Below are 23,560 nucleotides of genomic sequence, written 5' to 3' on the forward strand. Positions count from 1 at the left end.
GGCCGCGCACTCCTCGATCAGGCGGTCTGGGCGTCCCGGGCGCGGGCCTTGAGGGCCCGGGCCACCCCGTCGCGGCCCTCGGCCACCAGCCGGCGCAGCGGCGCCGGCTGACCCTCCTGGGTCAGCCACGCGTCGGTGGCGGCCACCGTGTCGTCCTCGACCAGGTACGCCGGGTAGGCGAGCTGGACGAACTCCTGCGCCGGCTCGCTGTCCCGCTGCGCCCACACCTGCGCCACCGTGGCGAAGTACTTCTCCCGGTACGGCGCGGTGAGCTCCACCTGCGCCGGGTGGGTGAAGCCCTGCAGCAGGGCCCGGTTGCGCCAGTTCGGCAGGGCCTCCGGGCCGGTGAGCTGCGCCCACACCGCCGCCTTGTTCTCGGCGGTCGGCACCAGCGCGTGCGCGTACGCGGCCTCCCGCTCGCCGCTGGCGGTCCGGTCGCGGGCCAGCTCGGCCTCCACCTCGGCGGCCCCGGCCGCCCCGTTGGCCACCAGCGACTGGAGGACGGTCCAGCGCAGCTCGGTGTCCACGGTGAGGCCGCCCGGCACCTCGCCGCCGTCCAGCCAGCCGCGCAGCGCGGCCAGGTCCTCGGCCGAGCGGGCCGCGGAGGCGTACGCCCGGGCCCAGGCGAGCTGGAAGCCGCTGCCCGGCTCGGCCGCGGCGAGCGCGGTGCGGGCCGTGCGGGCCAGGTCGCCCCAGCCGGTCGGCGCCCAGGCCGGGTCGGCGTAGAAGGTGAGCGTGGTGGTCGCCTGCCGCAGGGTGGCGGTGACCAGGTTGATGTCGGTCTCCGCCGGCAGCCCGGCCAGCACCAGCGCCACGTAGTCGCGGGCCGACAGCTCGGCGTCGCGGGTCATGTCCCAGGCGGCGGTCCAGCAGAGCGCCCGGGCCAGCGACGAGTCGAAGCCGGCGATGTGCTGCACCACCGTCGCCATCGACCGCTCGTCCAGCCGCAGCTTGGTGTAGGTCAGGTCGTCGTCGTTGAGCAGCAGCACGTCGGCGGCGGGCTTGCCGTGCAGCACGGACAGCTCGGTCAGCTCGCCTGTCACGTCGACCTCGACCCGCTCGCGGCGGACCAGCCGGCCGTCGGTCAGGTCGTAGAGGCCCACGCCGATCCGGTGGGTCCGCAGCGTCGGGTGCCCGGCCGGCGCCTCCTGCCGCACCAGCACCCGCTCGTACGCGCCGTCGGCGCCGATGGTCACCTCGGGGCGCAGCGTGTTGACCTGCGCGGTCTCCAGCCACTGGGCGGCGAACTTGCGCAGCTCCCGGCCGGAGGCCGTCTCCAGCTCGGAGAGCAGGTCGTCGAAGGTGGCGTTGCCCCAGGCGTGCTTGCCGAAGTAGGCCCGCAGGCCGGCCACGAACGGCTCCTCGCCCACGTACGCGACGAGCTGCTTGAGCACGCTGGCGCCCTTGGCGTAGGTGATGCCGTCGAAGTTGACCTCGACCGCCTCCAGGTCCGGCATCTCGCAGTAGACCGGGTGGGTGGAGGAGAGCTGGTCCTGCCGGTAGCCCCAGTTCTTCCGGATGGACAGGAAGGTCGTCCAGGCGTCGGAGAAGCGGGTGGCGTGGGTGTTGCACCAGTGGCTGGCCCACTCGGCGAACGACTCGTTCAACCACAGGTCGTTCCACCAGCGCATGGTGACCAGGTCGCCGAACCACATGTGGGCCAGCTCGTGCAGGATCGTGTTGGCCCGCTGCTCGTACTCGAAGTCGGTGACCTGCGAGCGGAAGATGTAGTGCGACTCGGCGTGCGTGACGCAGCCGAAGTTCTCCATGGCGCCGGCGTTGAAGTCCGGCACCCAGAGCTGGTCGTACTTGGGCAGCGGGTAGCGCACCTGGAACTTCTCGTGGAAGAAGTCGAAGCCCTGCTTGGTGATCAGGAACAGGTCGTCGGCGTCCAGGTACCGCGCCATCGAGGCCCGGCAGTAGACGCCCAGGTCGATGCCGTCGTGGCTGTCCCGCACCTCGTGGTACGGGCCGGCGCACAGCGCCGTGATGTAGGTGCTCATCCGCGCCGACTCGGCGACGTGGACGGTCTTGAGCGCCTCGCCGGCCGGCTCCTCGCGCTCCACCGGCATGTTGGACACCACCCGCCAGTGCTCGGGGACGGTGGCGTGCCAGGTGTAGACGCTCTTCAGGTCGGGCTGGTCGAAGCAGGCGAACACCTTCTGCGCGTCGGCCGTCTCGAACTGGCTGTAGAGGTAGGTCTCGCCGTCGACGGGGTCGACCGTGCGGTGCAGGCCCTGCCCGCTGTTGGAGTAGCCGAAGTCGGCGTCGACCACGAGGACGTTCTCGGCGGCCAGGCCGGTGAGGGTGAGGCCCTTCTCGGCCGACCAGCCGGAGAGGTCGACCGGCGTGCCGTTCAACGTCGCCGACCGCACCGACTCGGCGGCCGTCTCGATGAAGGTGCTCGCTCCCGGCTCGGCACAGCGGAACCGGACCTCGGTCACCGACCGGAACGTGCGGCCGTCGGCCTGCACCGCGGTCGACAGGTCAAGGTTGATGTCGTACCCGGTGACGTCGAGCAGGCGGGCCCGCTCGGTGGCCTCGACCTGGGTCAGGTTGCGCACTCCCGGCACTGTTCGTCTCCATCCCACTCGTCTCGCCGCGCCCCGCGGCACCGGCCCCCCGGCCCGCTCGTGACGGCCGGTCCGAAACCGAGTCTTCCATGCACGGACACCCTTCGGTGGCCGAGGTCACGCTCTCATTCCGGTACCGACCGATGCCGCGGGGGGTGAGGATCGGAGGGGAAGGCGCCGGAGCTCCGGCGCGTGGAGTCGTGAAGGGATGACACCGTGACCGAACGTGTCGCCGTGGACATGTGGTTCGACCCGCTGTGCCCGTGGGCGTGGATCACCTCCCGCTGGCTGCTGGAGGTCGAGCAGGTCCGGGACGTGGACATCCGGTTCCACGTGATGAGCCTGTCCGTGCTCAACGAGGGCCGGGACCTGCCGGAGCAGTACCAGGATCTGATGAAGAAGGGCTGGGGCCCGGTGCGGGTCTGCATCGCCGTCGAGCAGGCCCACGGCGGGGAGGTGCTGGGCAAGCTCTACACCGCGATGGGCACCCGGATCCACCTGGGCAAGGAGGAGTTGGGCCGGGAGATGCTGGCCGGCGCCCTCACCGACGTCGGGCTCGACCCGGCGCTCGCCGACGCCGCCGAGTCGACCGAGTACGACGAGGCGCTGCGCGCCAGCCACGAGGCGGGCATGCGGCCGGTCGGCACCGACGTGGGCACCCCGGTGATCCACGCCCCGGGCCCGGACGGCCGCCAGGTCGCCTTCTTCGGCCCGGTGATCACCCCGGCGCCGAAGGGCGAGGCGGCCGGCCGGCTCTGGGACGGCGTCCTGCTGGTGGCCGGCACGCCCGGCTTCTACGAGCTGAAGCGCACCCGGGAGGTCGGCCCGGTCTTCGACTGAGCCGCACGGAAGGGCCCCTCTCGACGCCTCCGGCGGGACGCGAGCCCCCTCCGGACACCCCGAACCCCGCGCCGTCCTCCGTCACCAGGGCGGCGCGGGGCTCGTTTCACCGGGTGTTCCAGCCGGCGGCCCTCCGGGGTCGCACCCCGGCAGCTCCTGGAGGCGTTCCCATGGGTAAGCACCGCCGCATGTCCGACGACGCGCCGGTGACGGAGACCGAGGACCTCGGTCCGACGTACTGGTCCGTGGCGGAGGGCGACTGGCCGGACGTCCGGCCGTCCCTGCCGGCCGAGATGGTGGACCTGCTGGCTCCCCCGATCGTGGTCGGTGTGGCCCGGGTGGTGGCCACCTCGCGGATGACCCCACCCGCCGGCGAGGGCCTGCCGCCGGGCACGCCCGGCCCGGTGCGGTCCGGCACCAGCGGTCGTCCGGTCCCGGCGGGGTCCACGACGGTACGCCTCAACGCCGGCACCGCCTCCCGCCCCGCCTCCCCGGCGCCCGGCCGCCGCCCCGCCGCCGGCCGCCATCGCAGTGCCACCTCCGCCGAGCGCACCGCCTGAACGCTGACCGGCGGGGCCGCTCCTTTCATCTGGTGGACGGCGTGCGGGTCCGGCACCGGCGGTTCCGGTGGCGCGGGTAGCGTCAGCGGGCATGACGGTCGTGCATCCGATCGCCCGGGCCTGGATCACCACTGGCGGCACCGGCGCGCAGAACTACGACGAGTTCGCCGACGACGCGGAGATCACCGCCATCGTCGAGGCGAACCCGCACAGTGCCTTGGGCATCGAGATGCCCCACCGGGCGCCGGGCAGCCTCGGGAAATCCTTCCTCGACGCGCTCCCCGACGCGGTGGGCCGCCTCGCCGAGGCCAAGGCGGACGGCAGCTACACGCCCGCCGAGCACGTCGTGGTCCTCTACCGGATCAGCGCGCCGGGCGAGGAGAGCGCGTACGGGCTGTTCGCCATGGTCGACACCGACCAGATCTCCACCCGGGCCGACGAGCCCGGCCTGGTGATCCGCAACGAGGACGTGTTCATCGCGAAGGTGCGGGAGCGGGTCGCCCTGGCCGAGGCGCTGGGTCACCTGCTCTCGCCCGTACTCCTGCTGCAGACCGGCCGCGGCGACGAGCTGCACGCGGCGCTCGCGGCGGCGACCGAGTCGGCGGGCGCACCCGCCGCCACCGACGTGGACCAGGCCGGCCGCACGCACGCCATCTGGCTGCTCGGCCCGGGTCCGGCGCAGGACGAGCTGACCGCCCTGGCCGGCGGCGGCGAGCTGGTGGTCGCCGACGGCAACCACCGCAGCCTGGCCGCGCAGACCGGCGGCTTCCCGCGCTTCCTGTCGGTGATCACCACGCCGGCCTCGGTCGCCATCCAGCCCTACAACCGGCTGGTCAGCGAGCTGACCACCACCCCGGACGAGCTGCTCGACCGGCTCCGCGCCGCCGGTGCGGAGATCACCCCGGTCGCCGGCCCGGTCGGCGTCCCGGCGACCGGCGGCGCCGTGCACCTCCACCTCGCCGGCCAGGGGTACGCCGTGCGCCTGCCGCAGGTCGGCGGCGGCCGGCTGGAGAACCTCGACCACGCCCTGGTCGAGCGGCTGCTGCTGCGCGACGCGCTCGGCCTCGACCCGGGCGACAAGCGGATCACCTACGTGGGCGGCGACTACCCGGCGAGCTGGCTCACCGGCGAGGTCGACGCGGGCCGCGCGGAGCTGGCCGTCCTCGTCGCGCCGGTGACCGTCGACGACTTCGTGGCGGTGAACCTGGCCCGGGAGAAGATGCCGCGCAAGAGCACCTGGTTCACCCCGAAGGCGCGGGCCGGCCTGGTCGTCGCCGAACTGCCCCGGTGACCGTGTGACGAATCCGCCTCCGTGCCGCCGCCCGCGCACCGGCACGGGGGCGGGCCTGTCAGACTGCGCGGTATGCGCGTCTACCTGGGATCCGATCACGCCGGCTTCGAGCTGAAGGTGCACCTCGCCAACCACCTGGCCAAGCAGGGGTACGAGGTGGTCGACGTCGGCCCGCACGCCTTCGACCCGGACGACGACTACCCGGCCTTCTGCCTGCACACCGGCACGCGCGTGGTCGACGACCCGGGCAGCCTCGGGGTCGTCATCGGCGGGTCCGGCAACGGCGAGCAGATCGCCGCCAACAAGATCGCCGGCGTCCGGGCGGCGCTCGCCTGGAACATCGACACCGCCCAGCTGGCCCGCGAGCACAACGACGCGAACATCATCGCGGTCGGTGCCCGGCAGCACACCCTGGACGAGGCCACCGCCCTGGTCGAGACGTTCCTCAGCACGGCCTTCTCCGGCAACCCGCGGCACGCCCGCCGGATCGCCCAGGTCGCCGACTACGAGCGGAGCCGGGAGCTTCCCGACCTGCCCGCCTGACGCCTCGCCGACGGGCGCGGCCGCCGGGTCGCGCCCGTCACCGCCCGCTGCGGGGCAGGTCCTCGCGGGGCACCCAGTTGCGGCGGACGATCACCACGCGGGCCTCGGCCTCGGCCAGGTCCTCCTCGCTCGGCCGGGCGGCGTCCCGCGCCCGCAGCGCGGCGGTCACGCTCACCTGGGAGGAACCCGAGCCCACCAGGCCGCGCAGCCCCCGCTCGCCCTCCTCGCCGGCCGGCCCCGGCCGCCGGCCCCGCGGTTCCGACTCCGGCTCGGCGCGTCGGGCGCCGCGCGGCGCCCGGAAGCCGTCGTCCGGGTCCGGCCCGGGGCGCCGGGCACCGCGCGGCGGCCGCGGGTCGTCGCCGTCGTGCACCCCGGCCGTGCTCGCGCTCGCACCCTCGTGCTCCGGCGTCCCGCCGTCGCCGTGGTGCCGCAGCCGCCGCCGGCGCCGCTCCGCATCACCCATCACCCGACCGTACCGGGCACCTGCCGGGCGCGGCAGGTGGCGGGGAGTCAGAAGACCTCCATGGGAGCGGGAGCGCGGTGCCAGCCGAGGGCCGCGCTCACCGCCACCGCCGTCCCCGGGATCAGCTCCCGGACCCGGCCGGCGGCGACGAGCGCGACCAGGCCGGCGCCGCCCAGGTAGAGCTCGCCGAGGGCGCGCACGTCGCAGGCCAGCCCGGCCGGCGCCGAGGTGGCCGTGCACTCCGCCCCGGACGGGCCGCCGACCAGCCGCCACCGGCCGCTGTTCTCCGGCAGGAGGTCGTCGGTGACCTCGACCACCACGTCGACGTCGGTGGCGTACCGGCGGGCGGCCAGCGCGGCCGGCACGTCCACGACCCGGACCCACAGGGCGTCGGCGAGCCGGGCGCCGAGCTGCCGCGGCTCGTCCACCAGCCGGAACAGCGGCTCGTCCACGGCGGCGATCGGGAACGACACCCGGCGGGTCAGGTCGATCGAGAGCAGCAGCCGCCACAGCGCCAGGTACGCCTCCGGCCGGGCGGCCACCACCTCGCCCACCTGGACCTCGGCACGCGGGCCGGTGCCGGCCCAGTCCTCCTTCGTCCGGTAGAGGGCGTAGCCGTCCGGGCCATCCGGCCCCTCGTGCAGCAGCACCCGCCGCTCGGTCGCGCCGCCCCGCAGCCCCTTCACGTCGGCGAGCACGTAATCCCACCAACGCTCGTCCCGCTGCGACCAGCCGGGGCGGTCGGCGCGTACCCGCTCGTACAGCCGGGCCAGCTCGGCCCGGTGCGGCGCCGGGCGGTCCAGGCGCAGGGTGCCCTCGGCGGGCGTGAGGTCCGGCAGGCGCAGCCCGGAGGTGTCGCCGGCCAGGACGAGCCGCTGCGCGGCCAGGCCGTAGCCGAACCGGGGATAGATCCGGCCCTCGCTGGCCCAGAGGACGGCGAGCGGCTCCCGGCCGGCGTCGTGGACCTCGCGGAGCTGCCGGCGCATCAGCCCGGTGAGCAGCCCGCGCCGGCGGTGGGTCGGTGCGACCGACACCATGGTCACGTGCGCGGCCGGCACGCTGGCCCCGGGCACCGCCAACTCGCGGGTGAACGCGGCGGCGTGCGCGACGGCGGTCCCGCCGTCCCGGACCAGCAGCGCCCGGTCGGGTTCGAAGACCCCGCGCTCGACCTCCCGCATCTCGGGGTCGACGTCCCCATGGAAGGCCAGCGTCAGCAGTGCGGAGATCTCGTCGTAGTCCTCGGTCCGGAGGACCAGCGCGTCGGTCATCCGGTGTGTCTAACCCATCACCGTCGAGGTCGGCACCCCATTTGCCGGCTCGCTACCCTCGGAACCGTGGCCGGCGTCGGTCGAGGGGGAGGACACGAGATGGCGGACCAGACACAGCCGTGGGCCGAGCGGACGGTCGAGGTGCCGCCGCAGCCCGCCGTGGTGCCCCCGCAGCGGGACGCGTTCCGGCGCGGGGTGGCGGCGGTCGGCCAGTCCCGTACGCCCCGGACCGAGCCGTTCCCCGCCGTCGACACGAGCGAATGGACTGCGGAGCCGGCGCCCCGCCGGCCGGTGGGCTGGCACGTCGCCCAGCTCCGCAAGGGCGGGGAGTGGAGCGCGGCCGGCGCGCTGTTCGCCTTCGTCTGCTGGGGGATCTGGGCGATCTCCGGCCGGGGCGACCTGACCGCCCCGCTGCTCACCTTCGTGCTCAGCCTGCTCACCGCGGCCGGCCTGTTCGCCCTGGCCCGCCTGCTCGGCCGGCTGGTCCTGGAGCGCCAGCTCGGCCGGGTGCGGCGCAGCGCCCGCGGTGCGCACCTGGTGACCGCCCTCTTCCTGGCCGGCGTGGGGGTCGCCTACCTCCAGCAGACCGAGTGGGTGGTCTCCGCCTGGAACTGGGTGACCGGTAACTGACGACCGTGGCGGCGGGCGGGGCGGCTTCCCGCCGCCCGCCCGCGCGCCCGGTCGCGGAACGCCGCGCCGCCGGTCGTCACTCCACCAGGACGGCGCTCATTACCCGGTCGGGCGGAGTTCATCCGTCGCCCGGTCGGTTGAGGGTCACTGACCCTCGGCGTCGGCCTTCGGGGAGGCGACCCGCGCTGCCGGGTCCTCGACGCCCGGCTCGCCGCCGCCCGGGGCCACCATCCCGTCGTAGTTGTAGACGGTGCCGCCGTCGTGCTGCTTCGTGGTGCGGATGTAGCGGTGGAACATGCCGTCGATCTCGATCTCCAACAGGGCCTGGTCACCCGCGTCCTGGCTGCTGCCGTCCCGGGGACCGCCCACCAGGTACGCCTTCGTGTTCGTCTCCATGTGCCAGCCGTACCCCCGGGACAGCCGGCGGAAACGGTGACCTCGACCGGCGGAGCCGGGCCGTTCACCGAGCCGAGGCGCGTTTCCGGCGCACCCGACCCGAGGGGCCGTTGCGCCGGCCCGGGACCGGGGCCAGCATGACGGGATGGGCGCGTATCGATCAGCGTACGAGCGGAGCATCGCCGACCCGGCCGGCTTCTGGCGGGAGGCCGCGGCGGACCTCGACTGGCATCGGGCGCCGGAGCGGATCCTCGACGACCGCGGCGCGCCGCTGTACCGGTGGTTCCCCGACGGCGTGTTGAACACCTGCCACAACGCGCTGGACCGGCACGTGGCCGCCGGCCGGGGCGACCAGCCCGCGGTGATCCACGACAGCCCGGTCACCGGCACGGTCCGCACCCTCACCTACGCCGAGCTGCTCGCCGAGACCGCCCGGTTCGCCGGCGCGCTGCGCCGGCTCGGGGTCGGCCAGGGCGACCGGGTGCTGCTCTACCTGGCCATGGTGCCGGAGGCGGTGATCGCCATGCTGGCCTGCGCCCGGATCGGCGCGGTGCACTCGGTGGTCTTCGGCGGCTTCGCCGCCCACGAGCTGGCCGTCCGCATCGACGACGCCCGGCCGGCCGTGGTGGTGGCCACCTCCTGCGGCATCGAGGTGGACCGGGTGGTGCCGTACCACCCGATTCTCGCCGCCGCCCTGGACGAGGCGACCCACGCCCCGGCCCACTGCGTGATCGTGCAGCGCCCCCAGGAGCCGGCTCCGCTGCTCCCCGGCCGCGACCTAACCTGGGACGAGGTGATGGCCGACGCCGAGCCGGTGGACTGCGTGCCGGTGGCCGCCACCGACCCGCTCTACGTCCTCTACACCTCCGGCACCACCGGCCGGCCCAAGGGCGTGGTCCGGGACAACGGCGGGCACGCCGTGGCGCTGCGCTGGTCGATGCGGAACATCTACGGCATCGAGCCGGGCGACGTCTTCTGGGCGGCCTCCGACGTGGGCTGGGTGGTCGGCCACTCCTACATCGTCTACGCGCCGCTGCTCACCGGCGCGACCACCGTGCTCTACGAGGGCAAGCCGGTCGGCACCCCGGACGCCGGGGCGTTCTGGCGGGTGGTCGCGCAGCACCGGGTGGCCGCCCTGTTCACCGCGCCCACCGCGATCCGGGCGATCCGCCGGCAGGACCCGGACGGCGCGCTCCTGGCCGGGCACGACCTGAGCAGCCTGCGCACCCTCTTCCTGGCCGGTGAGCGGCTCGACCCGGACACCTGGGCGTGGGCGGGGGAGCGGCTCGGCGTGCCCGTGGTGGACAACTGGTGGCAGACCGAGACCGGCTGGCCGGTCGCGGCGAACCCGCGCGGCCTGGAGCCGCTGCCGATCAAACCCGGCTCCCCGTCGGTGCCCGTCCCCGGGTACGACGTGCGGGTGGTCGACGGCGGCGGCCGGGAGGTGCCGCCGGGCACCGACGGCTCGATCGTGATCCGGCTGCCCCTGCCGCCCGGCTGCCTGCCCACGCTGTGGGGCGACGACGAACGCTACGTCCGCTCCTACCTGGCCGCCTTCCCGGGCTACTACCTGACCGGCGACGGCGGCCGGTTCGACTCCGACGGCTACCTGTACGTGATGGGCCGCACCGACGACGTGATCAACGTGGCCGGGCACCGCCTCTCCACCGGCGCGATGGAGGAGGTGCTCGCGGCCCACCCGGCGGTCGCCGAGTGCGCGGTGATCGGCGTGGCCGACCCGCTCAAGGGGCAGGTGCCCAGCGGCTACGTGGTGCTGAAGGCCGGCGCCGGGGCGGACCCGGACGCGCTCGCCGGCGAGCTGGTGGCCCTGGTCCGGCAGCGGATCGGGCCGGTGGCCGCGTTCCGCCGGGTGACCGTGGTGCCGGCGCTGCCCAAGACCCGCTCCGGCAAGATCCTCCGCCGGACCATGCGCGGGCTGGTCGAGGGGCGGGACGAGCCGGTGCCGCCGACCATCGAGGACCCGGCCGCGCTTGCCGTCTTCCGCGACCTCGGCGCCGGGTCGAGGGCTACTCCGTGACGAACCGGTGGAGCACGAAGTCCTGCTCCGAGCCGCAGGCGATGACCTCGGTGTTCCACGAGCAGGAGTCGCCCCGGACGTCCTTCAGCTCACCGAGCTGGGCCAGCTTGCCCGACCCGGCGCCCACCCCGGCCACGCTGCGGTCGTCCACCGAGCTGCCGAGCGCGTCGGCGAAGAGCAGCAGGTTGCCGGCGTCCACCCGCACGGCCACCCCTTCCTCGTCGTCGAGCACCCGCGTCCCGTCCGCCGCAAAGAGCGTCGCCGCCGGCTCCGGGTACATCCGCCGGGCCAGCACCCGCTCGCCCACCGGCACCAGCTCGGTCATCCCCGGCGCCGCCCACCGCTTGACGCCCTGGCCCTCCTGCGCGGCGACCACCACGGCGGTCTGGTCGTCGGAACCGGTCACCTCCAGCAGGCAGGCGCGGTGCTCCCCGCAGGGCGCCAGCGCCTTGGCCCGCCGGTCGTCGTCCTCGGCGGTGTAGAGCACGCTCGGCTGCGCCTGCCTCCCCAGGTCGTACGCGAGCAGCCGCCCGTCGTCGCCCGCCACGTAGAGCCGGTCCTCGTGGGCGGTGACCAGGTCGTCCGGCTCGGCCACCGCCTTCCAGCGGCGGACCTCACCGCCGGAGGCGAGGTCGATCAGCCGGACCGACTTGTCCGCGCTCACCTGCACGAGCCGCTCGACCGGGCCCTGCTGCGGGTCGCGGGGCGAACCGTCGCCGTACCCGGGGCCGGACACCGCCTCGTCGGTGGTCACCGGGTGCACGCTGTTGCGGCTGTTGCCGTACTGGTCGGCCAGGTCGTCCAGCGACCACTTCTCCTCGCCGTTGCTCAGCTTGAGCCCGACGAGCCGCTTCCGTTCGTGGTCGGTGAGCGCCACCACGTCCTTGCCGACGAACATCTCGTCGTCCCCGTGCACGGTGTGCTGCCAGCGCGGCTTGCCGGACCCGCCGTCGAGCACCTCCAACTGGCGCGCGGTGCTGCTGCCCGCCGCGTCCGCGAGCAGCGCCACCGCGCCGGGCAGCGCGATGACGCCGGCCCACTGGTCGGCGGTCGTGGCACTCTGTTCGCGCCACAGCTCCTTGCCGGTGCCCGCCTCGACGGCCACCACCGCCAGCCGGTCGTCCTCGCGCGGATAGGCCAGGTAGGCGCGGCCGCCCGCGACCGCCGTGAACATCTCCACCGGACGCTCGGCGGCGCCGGCGACCCGGATGCCCTTGCCGAACGCCTGGAAGTCCAGCTCCGGGTGGCGGTCGCGGGTGAGGTAGAGGACGGTCGCGGCGACCACCCCGGCCAGGGCGGCCACCGCCCCGACCGAGATCCACAGGGCCCGCCGACGCCGGCCCCCGCCGGCCGGCGGTCCGCCCTGCGGTACGCCGGGCCAGCCCGGCCACGCGACCGGCTGGTGCGGAATACCGGGAGCCTGCGGAGGTACGCCGGCCGCCGGCGCACCGTGCTGCGGCGGGACGGGTGCGGGCGTGCCCGGGGCGGGTGAGTGCGGGGCCACGGCCGTGCCGTTCGGTCCGGCGTCGAGCCGCGTGCCGTTCGGTCCGGCAGCGAGCCGCGTGCCGTTCGGTCCGGCGGCGACGGTCGTGCCGTCCGGGGCCGGCGCGGCGCCGGCCGGGAGGACGGGCGTCTCCGGGTCGGCAGCGGGCGGCAGCCCGGCGGGCAGCGTGCCGGCGGGGCCCAGACCGGGCCGGGTGCCGGCCGGTCCGGCGTCGGGTGTCGCCGCGACCGGTGGACCGGCGGCGGCCGCGCCGACCGGGGCCAGCGGCAGCGGCGGCGCGGCCGACGGGTTCCGCCGCAGCGGCAGGTCGGTCAGCGCGCCCTCGGCGACCGGCAGCTCGGGCTGCTCCAGCACGGTCGGCGCGACGCCCAGCTCGGCGTGGAGCAGCCGGGCCACCAGCGGGATCCGGGACGAGCCGCCCACCAGGAACAACCCGGCGAGCCGCTCCGAGGTCAGCCCGGCCTCGGCGATCACCCGCCGGGTCTCGGCGACCGCCCGCCGCAGCAGCGGGGCGGCCACCCCCTCCAGCTCGGCGCGGGTCAGCGACACGGCGGCCGGGACTCCCGGCACCGCCACCGGCGCGGCCGTGGTGCGGGACAGCATCTCCTTCGCGCCCCGGACGTGCTCGACGAACTGCAGCCGCTCCCGCCACTGCGTGGTGTCGGCCGGCTCGCGGAGCCGCGCCCACTGCGCGGGATGCGTGGCGGCGACCCGCTCGCCGACCAGCGCGAGCAGGGCGGCGTCCAGGTCCAGCCCGCCCAGGTCGTCGAGGCCGCCGCAGGAGATCACCGTGAAGCCCGAGTCACCCCACGGGTCCGCGCCCTCGTTGCGGACCACGGCGACGTCCAGGGTCCCGCCGCCGAAGTCGAAGACCGCCACCGACTCGCCGACCGGGACCGGCCGGCGCAGCACCTCGGTGTAGTAGCGCGCCGCCGCGACCGGCTCGCGCAGCAGCCGGGTGCCGGGCGGGATGGGGCCGGAGAGGGTGTGCTCGGCCGCCGACGGCCAACCGGCCAGGGCGAGCGCCTCGGCGAGCACCTGCCGCCGGCCGGCGTCCCAGGTGGCCGGGCAGGTGACCACGGCGGGCGGCAGGAACCCGAGCGCGCCCACGGCGGCCTCACCCACCGCGCGCAGCACCGCGCCGAGCAGCTCGGCAGGCGAATGCCGGCGGTCACCGAGCGGCACCTCCGCCTCGTCGACGCGGCGCTTGGGGTTCGGCTCGTACCGGTCGGGGTCGGCGTGGGCCAGCCGCAGCGCGTCCCGCCCGACGTGCAGGCGCCCGTCGGTGTCGGCGTACACACCGGACGGCAGGATCGGCTCGCCCTCCACCAGCAACGGCCGGGTACGCCCGTCCGGCCAGCGCAGCACGGCCACGGTGTTCGAGGTGCCGAGGTCCACGCCGAGGGCGAAACCGTCCCGCTGGCCTGACATCCGTCGCTACCTCCACCCGACGAGGGGATGTCCGGCCCCGCATCGTACGCAGCCCCCGCCGCCCACCGATCCCCGGCGCGGCCGGAAGCTGCGGCGCCGGCGTCCCACCGGTGGCCACGGAGGACGCCCGACGTCGTCGCGCACCGGTCACCTGGCCGGAGGAGGGTGACGTGGCCGCCGGAGCGGTAGGGTCCGGGCGCCGGGCCGGAGGGCCGTGGCAGCGCGGGAGATTTCTCCGGGGCCGTGTCGATCCGCGGGCCACCCGTTCGACGTGTCGGTGCGAGGGCCGGGAGGCGGCCCCGCCGGATGAGGAGAACGCGATGCCGAAGTACATGCTGATCATGCGGGGCACCGACGAGACGAACGCGGCGATGATGGCGTCGATCGAGGAGGCGATGGCCGCGACCCGCCGGTTCATCGAGGAGATGCTCAAGGCCGGTGTCCTCCTGGCCGCCGAGGGGCTGGACGATCCGCGCCGGGGTGTCGTTGTCGACTTCAGCGGCGAGACCCCGGTGGTCACCGACGGGCCGTACGGGGAAACCAAGGAACTGTTCGGGGGCTACTTCCTGCTCGACGTCGCCAGCAAGCAGGAGGCGGTCGAGTGGGCCAAGCGGGTCCCGGCGGTCGCCGGCTCCAAGATCGAGGTCCGCCGGGTGGCCGGGAGCGACGAGGTCCCGGAGGGCAGCGAGCGGAGCGGCGAGGAACGGGCCGGGCGCGAGAGCCGGATCTGATGGGTACGGCCGACGTCGAGGCCGTCTGGCGGATCGAGTCGGCGCGGATCGTCGCCGCGCTGACCCGGTTCACCGGCGACTTCGGGCTGGCCGAGGACGCGGCCCAGGAGGCGGTGGCCGAGGCGCTGGTGTCGTGGCCGCTCGCCGCCCCGGCCAACCCGGCCGGCTGGCTGATGGCCACGGCCCGGCGGCGGGCGATCGACGCGATCCGCCGGCGGACCGCCCTCCAGGACCGGTACGCCCTGCTCGCGGCCGGCCCCACCGTCGACGAGGAGATCGACCCCGACCGGATCGACGACGACGTGCTGGCGCTGATGTTCGTCAGCTGCCACCCGGTGCTCTCCCCGGAGGCCCGGGTGGCGCTGACCCTGCGCGTGGTCGGCGGCCTGTCCAGCGAGGAGATCGCCCGGGCGTTCCTCGTGCCCGTGCCGACCGTGCAGGCCCGCATCACCCGGGGCAAGAAGACGATCGCGGCGGCCGGAGTGCCGTTCGAGCTGCCGGCGGCCGGCGAGCGCCGGGAACGGCTGGGCGGCGTCCTCAGCGTCCTCTACGTGATCTTCACAGAGGGGTCGACGGCCACGTCCGGCGACCGGCTGCTGCGCCCCGACGTCGCGTACGAGGCGATCCGGCTGGCCCGCACGCTGGCCGCGCTGCAGCCGGACGAGCCGGAGGTGCACGGCCTGCTCGCGTTGTGCGAGCTGACGGCCGCGCGCTTCCCGGCCCGGACCGGCCCGGACGGCTCGCCGGTCCTGCTCGAGGATCAGGACCGCCGCCGGTGGGACCTCTCGGCGATCCGCCGCGGGCTCGCCGCGCTCGCCAGGGCCTCGGCTCGCGGCCTGGGCCCGTACGGCCTGCAGGCCGCGATCGCCGCCACCCACGCGGCGGCACCATCCGTGAAGGCGACCGACTGGGACCGGATCGTGCTGCTCTACGAGGCGCTCGGCCGGCTCGCGCCCTCGCCGGTTGTCGAACTCAACCGGGCCGTCGCCGTGGCCATGGCCTCCGGCCCGGCGCCGGCCCTGGCCATCGTGGACGAGCTGATCGCCGCGGACCGGCTCCCCGGTTCGCACCTGGTCCCGACCGTACGCGGCGAGCTGCTGGCCCGGCTCGGCCGGCGACCGGAAGCGCGCGCCGAGCTGGAGCTGGCGGCCCGGCTCTGCGCCAACGAGCGCGAACGCTCGGTGCTGCTGCGCAAGGCAGCCGCCCTGGGCTGACGTCTCCCGCTCAGCCGGCCGAGATTCGCGACATGCGGGGTCCGACGAGGACCCGACACGCGCCAGCGCGATCATGCGGTCCGCCCGGGCCTTCGTGGGTGGAGCGGGCGACGGGAATCGAACCCGCACCGTCAGTTTGGAAGACTGAAGCTCTGCCATTGAGCTACGCCCGCGACCGTCCCGCTCTCGCGGGACGCGCCCGACAGCCTACCGAATCCCGGAGCCGGACGCGCGGCCCCGTACCGGGTGCCGCGGCGAACCACCGGCGACGCGCCCCCGGTGACCGTCCGGCGGGCCCGGACGGCATAGACTCTTCGTCGCCACGGGGTGTGGCGCAGCTTGGTAGCGCACTCGCTTTGGGAGCGAGGGGCCGTGGGTTCAAATCCCGCCACCCCGACTGTCGTTCGCGACCGGGTCGTCCGGGAACCGCCGATTTTTCCGAGCGGTACCCGGGCGCTGCCGATGCCGCAGGTCGGCTCGCCTACACTCGATGCGCGCAAACACGCCCAGACTCAACTGAGATCCGTCAAGGAGTACGCCTGTGAAGAGCACCGTCGAGACTCTGAGCCCGACGCGCGTGCGGCTCGCCATCGAGGTGCCGTTCGTCGAGCTCGAGCCGAGCCTCAGGAAGGCGTACCGGGAGATCGGCCAGCAGGTCCAGGTTCCCGGCTTCCGCCGGGGCAAGGTTCCGGCGGCCGTGATCGACCAGCGGGTGGGCCGGGGCACCGTCCTCAACGAGGCGGTGCAGGAGGCCATCCCGCAGAACATCCTGGCCGCGGTCCGGGAGCACGACCTGAAGACGCTCGGCCGTCCGGAGGTCGAGATCACCGAGTTCAACGACGGTGACTCGCTGAACTTCACCGCCGAGGTGGACGTCCGCCCGGAGATCACCCTGCCGGACCCGGCCACCATCGAGGTGACCGTCGACGAGGTGCAGATCGCCGACAGCGAGATCGACGAGCAGGTCAACAGCCTGCGGGAGCGGTTCGCCACCCTGAAGACCGTCGAGCGGGCCGCCCAGGAGGGCGACTACGTCCAGATCGACCTGAACGCGACCGTCGACGGCGAGGACGTGCCGGGCGGACAGGCGAGCAACATCTCGCACGAGGTCGGCAGCAAGCAGCTCCTGCCGGGCCTGGACGAGGCGCTGGTCGGCCTGGCCGCCGGCGACAGCACCACCTTCTCCACCCAGCTGGTGGGCGGCGACTACGCCGGCCGGGACGCCGACGTGGCGGTGACCGTCCGCACGGTCAAGGAGAAGGAGCTGCCCGAGCTCGACGACGACTTCGCCCAGCTGGCCAGCGAGTTCGACACCATCGAGGAGCTGCGGAACGACCTCCGTGAGCGGGTCAGCCGCGGCAAGCAGGTCGAGCAGATCTACGCCGCCCGGGACAAGGCCCTCGAGCAGATGGTCGCGACCGCCGAGGTGCCGGCGCCGGAGGGTGTCGTCAAGGAGGAGGTCGAGAGCCGCAAGGCCGCGATGATCGACCAGCTCGAGCGCATCGGCGCCTCCCTGGAGGAGTACCTGGCCGCGGAGGAGAAGACCGAGGAGCAGATCGACGCCGAGCTGACCGAGGCCGCGACCGAGGGCGTCAAGATCCAGCTCCTGCTGGACACCCTGGCCGACGCCGAGGACGTCCAGGTCTCCGACGACGAGTTCGGTCACGAGATCGTCCACCGCGCCCAGCGTGCCGGGATGGCCCCGCAGCAGTACTACGACCAGCTGGTCCGCTCCGGCGCCGCGCAGGCCGTCTTCGGCGACGTCCGCCGGGGCAAGGCGCTCGCCGCGGTGATGGAGAAGATCAAGATCAAGGACTCGGCGGGCAACGAGGTCACCCTCGACGCGCTGCGCGCCCAGAACGAGGCCGAGCACGACCACCAGCACTGATCGTCGGTGTCGGCCGCCGTCCCGCGCTCCGCGCCGGGCGGCGGCCGAAACCCTTTCCGGGTACGCCCTGAGGGTGACTGCGCTGAGAGCGAACAGTGCCCCGACCGGGAGTACGCCTTCCGGCTGAGCGGTTAGTGTCGGGTAGGACGGTACGGAGAGCGAAGGGCTGCCATGACCGACATGCACATCCCCAAGAAGTCGCTCCGGGCGATCGAGGCCCGTGGTGGCGACTCCATTGGCAACCTCGACGACTCGGTCTACAACCGGTTGCTCAAGGAGCGGATCATCTTCCTGGGCAGCGAGGTGACCGACCAGGTCGCCAACCGCATCTGCGCGCAGCTCCTGCTGCTCGCCGCGGAGGACCCGGACCGCGACATCAACCTCTGGATCAACTCGCCGGGTGGCTCGGTCTACTCCGGCATGGCGATCTACGACACCATGCAGTTCATCGACAACGACGTGTCGACGGTGGCCATGGGCATGGCCGCGTCGATGGGCCAGCTCCTGCTCTGCGCGGGCACCAAGGGCAAGCGCTACGCCCTGCCGCACGCGCGGATCATGATGCACCAGCCGTCCGGTGGCCTCGGCGGCACCGCGTCGGACATCGCGATCCAGGCCGAGCAGATGCTCTACACGAAGCGGATGTTCCAGGAGCGGGTCGCCCACCACACCGGCCAGAGCCAGGCGCAGATCGAGGCGGATTCGGACCGGGACCGCTGGTTCACCGCCCAGGAGGCCATGGACTACGGCTTCATCGACAAGGTGATCATCGGGGCCGCGCAGGTTCCGGATGGCGCCGGGACCCTGAGCTGAGGAGCTGACGATGACCGACCTGAGCCTGCCGCCCCAGTTCGCGGCCGTGCACAACCGCTACGTGCTGCCGTCGTTCGTCGAGCGCACGTCGTACGGGATGAAGGAGTCCAACCCGTACAACAAGCTCTTCGAGGACCGGATCATCTTCCTCGGCGTCCAGGTGGACGACGCGTCGGCCAACGACGTGATGGCCCAGCTGTTGACGCTGGAGGGCACCGACCCGGACCGCGACATCATCATGTACATCAACTCGCCGGGTGGCTCGTTCACCGCGATGACGGCGATCTACGACACCATGCAGTACGTCCGCCCGGACATCCAGACCGTCTGCCTGGGCCAGGCGGCCAGCGCGGCGGCGGTGCTGCTCTCGGCGGGCACCCCGGGCAAGCGGATGGCGCTGCCCAACTCCCGGATCATCATCCACCAGCCGGCCACCGAGGGCGGCTACGGCCAGGGGTCGGACATCGAGATCCAGGCCCGGGAGATCCTGCGGATGCGGACGCAGCTGGAGGACATGCTGTCCCGGCACTGCAACCGCCCCATCGAGCAGGTTCGCAAGGACATCGACCGTGACAAGATCATGACGGCCGAGGAGTCCAAGGAGTACGGGCTGGTCGACACCATCCTGACCAGCCGCAAGAAGGGTCTGCTGGCGTCTCACGCCGCGGGCTGAGCAGTGTGCGGTCGGAGGTCGGCCGGGGCATCGTTCCTGGCCGACCTCTGACACACCCGTTTTGGGGGTCGGAGAAACCTCCGGCAGCGGGTAACGTCGGGTCTGTGCCGCTTCGTTGGGTCGGACCGGCGAGGTGGGACGACAGGACGGACGGGCGCGCGGCGCCCGCAGGTCAGGGGCCGGCGCACCGGCCGACGAGTGCAGGGAGAACGTAGGTGGCACGGATCGGTGACGGCGGCGACCTACTGAAGTGCTCCTTCTGTGGCAAGTCGCAGAAGCAGGTCAAGAAGCTCATTGCGGGCCCAGGGGTCTACATCTGCGACGAGTGCATCGACCTCTGCAACGAGATCATCGAAGAGGAGCTGGCCGAGTCCGGCGAGGTGAAGTGGGAAGAGCTTCCCAAGCCGATGGAAATCTGCCAGTTCCTCGACAACTACGTCGTCGGTCAGGAGCAGGCCAAGAAGGCGCTCGCCGTCGCGGTCTACAACCACTACAAGCGGATCCAGGCCGAGGCGGCCGGCGCCCCGGGTTCGGGCAGCGACGGCGTCGAGCTGGCCAAGTCCAACATCCTGCTGCTCGGCCCGACCGGGTGCGGCAAGACCCACCTGGCGCAGACCCTGGCCCGGATGCTCAACGTCCCGTTCGCGATCGCGGACGCGACGGCGCTCACCGAGGCGGGTTACGTCGGCGAGGACGTGGAGAACATCCTCCTCAAGCTGATCCAGGCCGCCGACTACGACATCAAGCGCGCCGAGACCGGGATCATCTACATCGACGAGGTCGACAAGATCGCCCGGAAGTCGGAGAACCCGTCTATCACCCGGGACGTCTCCGGTGAGGGCGTGCAGCAGGCGCTGCTGAAGATGCTGGAAGGCACGGTGGCCAACGTGCCGCCGCAGGGCGGTCGCAAGCACCCGCACCAGGAGTTCATCCAGATCGACACCACGAACGTGCTGTTCATCTGCGGTGGCGCCTTCGCCGGCCTCGACCAGATCATCGAGGCCCGCACCGGCTCCGGCGGCACCGGCTTCGGCGCCCGGCTCCGGTCGGTCTCCGAGCGGTCGACCGACGACATCTTCAGCCAGGTCATGCCGGAGGACATGCTCAAGTTCGGGCTGATCCCCGAGTTCATCGGCCGGCTCCCGGTGATCACCAACGTGCGCAGCCTCGACCGCAGCGCGCTGGTCCGCATCCTCACCGAGCCGCGCAACGCCCTGGTCCGGCAGTACCAGCGCCTCTTCGAGCTGGACGGCGTGGAGCTGGAGTTCGAGCAGCCCGCGCTGGAGGCCATCGCCGACCAGGCCATGCTCCGCGGCACCGGCGCCCGCGGCCTGCGGGCGATCATGGAAGAGGTCCTGCTCTCCGTGATGTACGAGGTGCCGAGCAACCCCGACGCCGCCCGGGTGCTGATCACCCGCGAGGTCGTCCTGGAGAACGTCAACCCGACGATCGTGCCCCGCGAGTTCACCGGCCGGCGTGCCCGCCGGGACCGCGAGGAGAAGTCGGCCTGACCGCCAACCGCGACCGCGCCCGGGTCAGCTCGGGCGCGGTCCGCGTGACCGGGTCCGCCGGTCCCACTCGCCCGACGGGGTGACCGCCACCATCACCAGCCGCGCCGGTTCGTCGCCCGCGGTGCGGTAGCCGTGCTCGCGATCGGCGTGGAACTCGACCGTCTCGCCGGCGCGTACCTCGTGGTCGACGCCCTCCACGGTGGCCGTGACGGTTCCGGCGAGAACGTGCAGCACCTCCCGGGTGCCGCGCGGGTGGTCGGGGGAGTGGTGCGCCTCACCGGGCTCCAGCCGCCAGTCCCAGAGTTCGACCAGGTGCGGCTCGCCGAGCCCGCTGAGCAGCCGTGCCGTGCCGCCGTGCGCGCCCCGCCACAGCACCGGCGCGTCGCCGGCCCGGGAGACCCGCACGGTGCTCTCCTCGGCCGGCTCCAGCAGCCGGGCGATGTTGACGCCGAACGCGTCGGCCACCCGGCAGAGGGTGCCCACGCTCGGGTTGGTCCGCGCCCCCTCGATCTGCACGAGCATGCCCTTGCTCACCCCGGAGCGGCCGGCCAGCTCCTCGAAGGACCAGCCGCGGGCGGCCCGCAGCTCGCGTACCTGTCGGGCCACCGCGGAGGTCACCGCGCCCACCCGCCCTCCGGCGTCGGTCATCACACTATCCTTCGCGGTCAATATTATGGTACGACTGCCTGATGTTCCCCATTGTGCTCGCGGCGGTCTCCGCGGTCGCGTTCGGCACGGCCGACTTCTCCGGCGGGAAGGCGTCCCGGCACGCCGACCCGGTCGCGGTGACCGTGGTGTCGCAACTGCTCAGCGTTCCGCTGCTGCTCGCGCTCGTCCTCGTCGTGCCGGGCACGCCCGGCCCGCTCGACCTGGCGTGGGGGCTGCTCGCCGGCGTGGCGGGCGCGGCCGGCGTGATGCTGCTCTACAAGGCCCTGGCCGGCGGCATGATGGCGGTCGTCGCCCCGATCACCGCGATCACCGCGGCGGTCGTGCCGATCGTCGCCGGTCTGCTCACCGCCCACTCGCCGGGGGCCGTGGCGCTGGCCGGGGCCGGGCTCGCCGTCGTGGCCATCGCGCTGGTCAGCCTGGGGGAGGGTGGCGCCACCGGCCGCGTGTCCGGACGGCTGATCGGCATGGCGCTCGGCGCCGGGCTGCTCTTCGGGATCTTCTTCGCGCTGCTCGGCCAGGCCGACGAGGGCGCCGGCATGTGGCCGGTGGCCGCGGTACGGGTCAGCTCGATCGCCTTCGGCCTGGCGCTCGCCGCGCGCACCGGCGTACGCCTGCGGCTCCCACCGCGGGTCCTCCGCTGGGCCGCGGCAGCCGGCCTGCTGGACTCGGCGGCCAACGCGCTGTTCCTCGCCGCCGCCGGCCGGGGGCATCTCAGCGTGGTGGCCGCCATCGCCGCGCTCTATCCGGCGAGCACCGTGCTGCTCGCGCTCGCGGTCGACCGGGAACGGCTCCGCCCGGTGCAACTGGCCGGCCTCGGGTTCGCCGCCGGCGCGCTCGTCCTGGCCAGCATCTGAGCCCTGTCGCCGCCGGCCGTCCGACCGTACGCTGAGGTCCATGCGCGTCGCCGTCTGTCAGCTCAACTCCCGTGCGGACCGCACCGCGAACCTCGCCGCAGCGGAGGCCCTGCTGGACCGGGCCGCGGCGGCCGGCGCGGATCTGGCCGTCCTCCCGGAGTACGTCGACTACCTCGGTCCCGCTGCCGGCATGCCGCCGGCCGAACCGGTCGACGGGGTGGTGGGCCGCTTCTTCTCCGACGCCGCCCGCCGGCTCGGCATGTGGGTGATCGCCGGCTCGTTCCACGAGGCCGGGCCGGACCCCGAGCACACCTGGAACACCTCGCTGGTCTTCGACCGTGACGGCGCGCTCGCCGCCACCTACCGCAAGATCCACCTGTACGACGTGGAGATCCCCGGCCGCGTCTCCTACCAGGAGTCCGCGACCGTGGCACCGGGGGAGAAGCCCGTGGTGGTCGACGTCGAGGGCCTCCGGGTCGGCCTGTCGATCTGCTACGACCTGCGGTTCCCCGAGCTCTACCGGCAACTGGCGGTCGACGGTGGTGCGGAACTGCTGGTGGTGCCGGCCGCGTTCATGATGCACACCGGGCGCGACCACTGGGAGGTGCTGCTCCGGGCCCGGGCTATCGAGAACCAGTGCTTCGTGGCGGCCGCCGGCCAGACCGGCGACCACGAGCCGGGGCGGACCTGCTTCGGGCGCAGCATGGTGGTGGACCCGTGGGGGACGGTGCTCACCCAGGTGGCCGACGGGCCGGGTGTGGCCGTCACCGACCTGGACACGGAGCGGCTGCGGGCGATCCGCGTCGAGCTGCCGAGCCTCGCCAACCGGCGGCTCTGAGCTCTCGCGCCGCCTTCGCAGCCCGCGTCAGCTCTCCAGAAGCACGCCGACGACCGTGAAGCCGGCGATGGCCAGCGCGGTGACGAGCAGGGCCGTGGTCATCCGCGAGCGGCCGCGCCGGACGAGACGGCCCACCGACGCCAGGACGGCGGCGAGCACGAAGGCGCCGATGACCAGCTGCCAGAACGGCAGCAGGAGACCGAGCAGGGCCTCCTCGGCGAGCGTCTCCGCCGGGAACCGGGACACGTCCATGCCGAACACTCTGGCACGGATGAGCCCGCGATGGCCGGGTCCGCGCCCGGCCGTCTGCCGGTCGGGCCTCGCGGCGCACCCGGTAACGACAGTGACGATCACTGATTTGCCTTCTCGGAGCCGTCCGCGTAACTTTCTCTCTGCACGCGGGAGGCCGGACAAACCGGCCGAGAACGGGCGCCAGGCTGGTGGCGGCAACGCCGAGCCAGACTGAGGATCCGGGCGGTGCGAGACACTCCGAGAAACACGGGGTTGCGATCGCGAAGCCGACCGGGTAGAGTTCGAAAGCCGGCAGGGAGCCGGGCGGGTGGCCGCGAAAGCGGCGATCGGCCGGTCCGCCGGAACCCACGACAGCAACGACCGCCGGATACGGCGTGCGTCAGCGTGGATCGGGCCGACCTAAGTTGATCACCTCAAACACGAGGTTGACAGCGAAAGTCGGGCCGGGTAAGTTAGAGAGGTTGCCCCGGACGGGGTCCTGCTGATGCGGGGTTCCGGATGGTGTGTGGTTGTTCTTTGAGAACTCAACAGGGTGCTTGATAAGCCAGTGCCAAATTGATTTATACCCCGGACTGGTCAG

At 73.5% G+C, this 23,560-nt stretch carries 22 protein-coding genes and 2 tRNA genes; 15 read left to right on the plus strand and 9 right to left on the minus strand.

Features of this window, described 5'->3' with window-relative positions; genetic code table 11:
- Positions 1-17: 17 nt before the first annotated feature.
- Entirely contained in the window at positions 18-2,564 is a 2,547-nt protein-coding gene (gene pepN, locus ACZ6PY_RS28160) for an aminopeptidase N (protein ID WP_466077518.1), read from the minus strand.
- A gap of 225 nt (positions 2,565-2,789) precedes the next feature.
- Here pepN and ACZ6PY_RS28165 point away from each other — a divergent pair, with 225 nt between their 5' ends.
- From ACZ6PY_RS28165 to ACZ6PY_RS28180, 4 genes are all read left to right on the plus strand, one after another.
- The gene (locus ACZ6PY_RS28165; RefSeq protein ID WP_313718622.1) at positions 2,790-3,413 is read left to right on the plus strand and encodes a mycothiol-dependent nitroreductase Rv2466c family protein; all 624 of its coding nucleotides are present in this window, start codon (positions 2,790-2,792) and stop codon (positions 3,411-3,413) included.
- A 188-nt stretch (positions 3,414-3,601) separates the two neighbouring features.
- Positions 3,602-3,973 carry a hypothetical protein gene (locus ACZ6PY_RS28170; protein ID WP_466077521.1) on the plus strand — a complete coding sequence of 124 codons (372 nt, stop codon included), beginning with the start codon at positions 3,602-3,604 and terminating at the stop codon, positions 3,971-3,973.
- Between the two features lie 91 nt (positions 3,974-4,064).
- Positions 4,065-5,264 carry a DUF1015 family protein gene (locus ACZ6PY_RS28175; RefSeq protein WP_262287462.1) on the plus strand — a complete coding sequence of 400 codons (1,200 nt, stop codon included), beginning with the start codon at positions 4,065-4,067 and terminating at the stop codon, positions 5,262-5,264.
- Positions 5,265-5,336: 72 nt separating this feature from the next.
- Positions 5,337-5,807 carry a ribose-5-phosphate isomerase gene (locus tag ACZ6PY_RS28180; RefSeq protein ID WP_466077525.1) on the plus strand — a complete coding sequence of 157 codons (471 nt, stop codon included), beginning with the start codon at positions 5,337-5,339 and terminating at the stop codon, positions 5,805-5,807.
- Between the two features lie 37 nt (positions 5,808-5,844).
- Here the strand turns inward: ACZ6PY_RS28180 and ACZ6PY_RS28185 are convergent, their stop codons facing one another.
- Positions 5,845-6,270: a hypothetical protein gene (locus tag ACZ6PY_RS28185; RefSeq protein WP_466077527.1), complete on the minus strand. Its 426-nt coding sequence runs from the start codon at positions 6,268-6,270 to the stop codon at positions 5,845-5,847.
- A gap of 47 nt (positions 6,271-6,317) precedes the next feature.
- The gene (locus ACZ6PY_RS28190) at positions 6,318-7,538 is read right to left on the minus strand and encodes a GNAT family N-acetyltransferase (protein ID WP_466077530.1); all 1,221 of its coding nucleotides are present in this window, start codon (positions 7,536-7,538) and stop codon (positions 6,318-6,320) included.
- Between the two features lie 99 nt (positions 7,539-7,637).
- On the opposite strand from ACZ6PY_RS28190, the gene ACZ6PY_RS28195 reads away from it, so the two are divergent.
- Positions 7,638-8,168 (plus strand): hypothetical protein, encoded by a 531-nt coding sequence (locus tag ACZ6PY_RS28195; RefSeq protein WP_466077533.1) that lies wholly within the window; start codon positions 7,638-7,640, stop codon positions 8,166-8,168.
- Between the two features lie 144 nt (positions 8,169-8,312).
- On the opposite strand, the gene ACZ6PY_RS28200 is transcribed toward ACZ6PY_RS28195, so the two are convergent.
- Positions 8,313-8,564 (minus strand): hypothetical protein, encoded by a 252-nt coding sequence (locus ACZ6PY_RS28200; protein ID WP_262287467.1) that lies wholly within the window; start codon positions 8,562-8,564, stop codon positions 8,313-8,315.
- Between the two features lie 145 nt (positions 8,565-8,709).
- On the opposite strand from ACZ6PY_RS28200, the gene ACZ6PY_RS28205 reads away from it, so the two are divergent.
- Positions 8,710-10,602, plus strand: a complete 1,893-nt coding sequence (locus ACZ6PY_RS28205; RefSeq protein ID WP_466077536.1) for a propionyl-CoA synthetase — start codon at positions 8,710-8,712, stop codon at positions 10,600-10,602.
- On the opposite strand, the gene ACZ6PY_RS28210 is transcribed toward ACZ6PY_RS28205, so the two are convergent.
- A complete protein-coding gene (locus ACZ6PY_RS28210; protein WP_466077539.1) occupies positions 10,592-13,537 on the minus strand; it encodes an Hsp70 family protein in 2,946 nt (981 codons plus the stop codon). The two genes, ACZ6PY_RS28205 and ACZ6PY_RS28210, sit on opposite strands and share 11 nt — an antisense overlap.
- Before the next feature lie 320 nt (positions 13,538-13,857).
- Between ACZ6PY_RS28210 and ACZ6PY_RS28215 the strand changes: the two genes are divergently transcribed.
- Positions 13,858-14,268: a YciI family protein gene (locus ACZ6PY_RS28215; protein WP_466077542.1), complete on the plus strand. Its 411-nt coding sequence runs from the start codon at positions 13,858-13,860 to the stop codon at positions 14,266-14,268.
- Positions 14,268-15,482 carry an RNA polymerase sigma factor gene (locus ACZ6PY_RS28220; RefSeq protein ID WP_466077545.1) on the plus strand — a complete coding sequence of 405 codons (1,215 nt, stop codon included), beginning with the start codon at positions 14,268-14,270 and terminating at the stop codon, positions 15,480-15,482. The genes ACZ6PY_RS28215 and ACZ6PY_RS28220 overlap by 1 nt, the downstream gene beginning before the upstream one ends.
- 99 nt (positions 15,483-15,581) lie before the next feature.
- Here the strand turns inward: ACZ6PY_RS28220 and ACZ6PY_RS28225 are convergent.
- Positions 15,582-15,655 (minus strand) — tRNA-Gly (locus ACZ6PY_RS28225).
- Positions 15,656-15,805: 150 nt separating this feature from the next.
- Between ACZ6PY_RS28225 and ACZ6PY_RS28230 the strand changes: the two genes are divergently transcribed.
- The 5 genes from ACZ6PY_RS28230 to clpX all read left to right on the plus strand — a co-directional run bounded on the left by ACZ6PY_RS28230 (position 15,806) and on the right by clpX (position 20,367).
- Positions 15,806-15,879, plus strand: a tRNA-Pro gene (locus ACZ6PY_RS28230).
- 144 nt (positions 15,880-16,023) lie between these two features.
- Positions 16,024-17,370, plus strand: a complete 1,347-nt coding sequence (gene tig, locus ACZ6PY_RS28235; RefSeq protein ID WP_466077548.1) for a trigger factor — start codon at positions 16,024-16,026, stop codon at positions 17,368-17,370.
- A gap of 171 nt (positions 17,371-17,541) precedes the next feature.
- Positions 17,542-18,183: an ATP-dependent Clp protease proteolytic subunit gene (locus ACZ6PY_RS28240; RefSeq protein WP_088960728.1), complete on the plus strand. Its 642-nt coding sequence runs from the start codon at positions 17,542-17,544 to the stop codon at positions 18,181-18,183.
- A 10-nt stretch (positions 18,184-18,193) separates the two neighbouring features.
- Positions 18,194-18,856, plus strand: coding sequence for an ATP-dependent Clp protease proteolytic subunit (locus ACZ6PY_RS28245; RefSeq protein ID WP_013288034.1), 663 nt, complete (start codon positions 18,194-18,196; stop codon positions 18,854-18,856).
- Between the two features lie 215 nt (positions 18,857-19,071).
- On the plus strand, positions 19,072-20,367 hold the full coding sequence (gene clpX / locus ACZ6PY_RS28250) for an ATP-dependent Clp protease ATP-binding subunit ClpX (RefSeq protein WP_091319119.1): 1,296 nt from the start codon (positions 19,072-19,074) through the stop codon (positions 20,365-20,367).
- A 24-nt stretch (positions 20,368-20,391) separates the two neighbouring features.
- Here clpX and ACZ6PY_RS28255 read toward each other — a convergent pair whose 3' ends face one another.
- Positions 20,392-21,015 (minus strand): helix-turn-helix domain-containing protein, encoded by a 624-nt coding sequence (locus tag ACZ6PY_RS28255; protein ID WP_466077551.1) that lies wholly within the window; start codon positions 21,013-21,015, stop codon positions 20,392-20,394.
- A gap of 41 nt (positions 21,016-21,056) precedes the next feature.
- Between ACZ6PY_RS28255 and ACZ6PY_RS28260 the strand changes: the two genes are divergently transcribed.
- Together ACZ6PY_RS28260 and ACZ6PY_RS28265 are read left to right on the plus strand one after the other, a co-directional pair.
- The gene (locus ACZ6PY_RS28260) at positions 21,057-21,890 is read left to right on the plus strand and encodes an EamA family transporter (RefSeq protein ID WP_466077553.1); all 834 of its coding nucleotides are present in this window, start codon (positions 21,057-21,059) and stop codon (positions 21,888-21,890) included.
- A 40-nt stretch (positions 21,891-21,930) separates the two neighbouring features.
- Entirely contained in the window at positions 21,931-22,728 is a 798-nt protein-coding gene (locus ACZ6PY_RS28265; protein ID WP_466077556.1) for a carbon-nitrogen hydrolase family protein, read from the plus strand.
- Positions 22,729-22,755: 27 nt separating this feature from the next.
- On the opposite strand, the gene ACZ6PY_RS28270 is transcribed toward ACZ6PY_RS28265, so the two are convergent.
- On the minus strand, positions 22,756-22,980 hold the full coding sequence (locus ACZ6PY_RS28270; RefSeq protein ID WP_466077559.1) for a hypothetical protein: 225 nt from the start codon (positions 22,978-22,980) through the stop codon (positions 22,756-22,758).
- Positions 22,981-23,359: 379 nt separating this feature from the next.
- A partial coding sequence (locus ACZ6PY_RS28275) for a hypothetical protein (protein WP_466077562.1) occupies positions 23,360-23,560 on the minus strand: 201 nt, incomplete at its 5' end.

The organism is Micromonospora sp. NPDC048907, assembly GCF_055586885.1.

Coding starts and splice junctions, on each gene's coding strand:
- ACZ6PY_RS28170 (WP_466077521.1), top strand. CDS start 3,602: ATGTCCGACGACGCGCCGGTGACGGAGACCGAGGACCTCGGTCCGACG.
- ACZ6PY_RS28175 (WP_262287462.1), top strand. CDS start 4,065: ATGACGGTCGTGCATCCGATCGCCCGGGCCTGGATCACCACTGGCGGC.
- ACZ6PY_RS28180 (WP_466077525.1), top strand. CDS start 5,337: ATGCGCGTCTACCTGGGATCCGATCACGCCGGCTTCGAGCTGAAGGTG.
- ACZ6PY_RS28185 (WP_466077527.1), bottom strand. CDS start 6,270: ATGGGTGATGCGGAGCGGCGCCGGCGGCGGCTGCGGCACCACGGCGAC.
- ACZ6PY_RS28190 (WP_466077530.1), bottom strand. CDS start 7,538: ATGACCGACGCGCTGGTCCTCCGGACCGAGGACTACGACGAGATCTCC.
- ACZ6PY_RS28195 (WP_466077533.1), top strand. CDS start 7,638: ATGGCGGACCAGACACAGCCGTGGGCCGAGCGGACGGTCGAGGTGCCG.
- ACZ6PY_RS28200 (WP_262287467.1), bottom strand. CDS start 8,564: ATGGAGACGAACACGAAGGCGTACCTGGTGGGCGGTCCCCGGGACGGC.
- ACZ6PY_RS28205 (WP_466077536.1), top strand. CDS start 8,710: ATGGGCGCGTATCGATCAGCGTACGAGCGGAGCATCGCCGACCCGGCC.
- ACZ6PY_RS28210 (WP_466077539.1), bottom strand. CDS start 13,537: ATGTCAGGCCAGCGGGACGGTTTCGCCCTCGGCGTGGACCTCGGCACC.
- ACZ6PY_RS28215 (WP_466077542.1), top strand. CDS start 13,858: ATGCCGAAGTACATGCTGATCATGCGGGGCACCGACGAGACGAACGCG.
- ACZ6PY_RS28220 (WP_466077545.1), top strand. CDS start 14,268: ATGGGTACGGCCGACGTCGAGGCCGTCTGGCGGATCGAGTCGGCGCGG.
- ACZ6PY_RS28240 (WP_088960728.1), top strand. CDS start 17,542: ATGACCGACATGCACATCCCCAAGAAGTCGCTCCGGGCGATCGAGGCC.
- ACZ6PY_RS28245 (WP_013288034.1), top strand. CDS start 18,194: ATGACCGACCTGAGCCTGCCGCCCCAGTTCGCGGCCGTGCACAACCGC.
- ACZ6PY_RS28255 (WP_466077551.1), bottom strand. CDS start 21,015: ATGACCGACGCCGGAGGGCGGGTGGGCGCGGTGACCTCCGCGGTGGCC.
- ACZ6PY_RS28260 (WP_466077553.1), top strand. CDS start 21,057: ATGTTCCCCATTGTGCTCGCGGCGGTCTCCGCGGTCGCGTTCGGCACG.
- ACZ6PY_RS28265 (WP_466077556.1), top strand. CDS start 21,931: ATGCGCGTCGCCGTCTGTCAGCTCAACTCCCGTGCGGACCGCACCGCG.
- ACZ6PY_RS28270 (WP_466077559.1), bottom strand. CDS start 22,980: ATGGACGTGTCCCGGTTCCCGGCGGAGACGCTCGCCGAGGAGGCCCTG.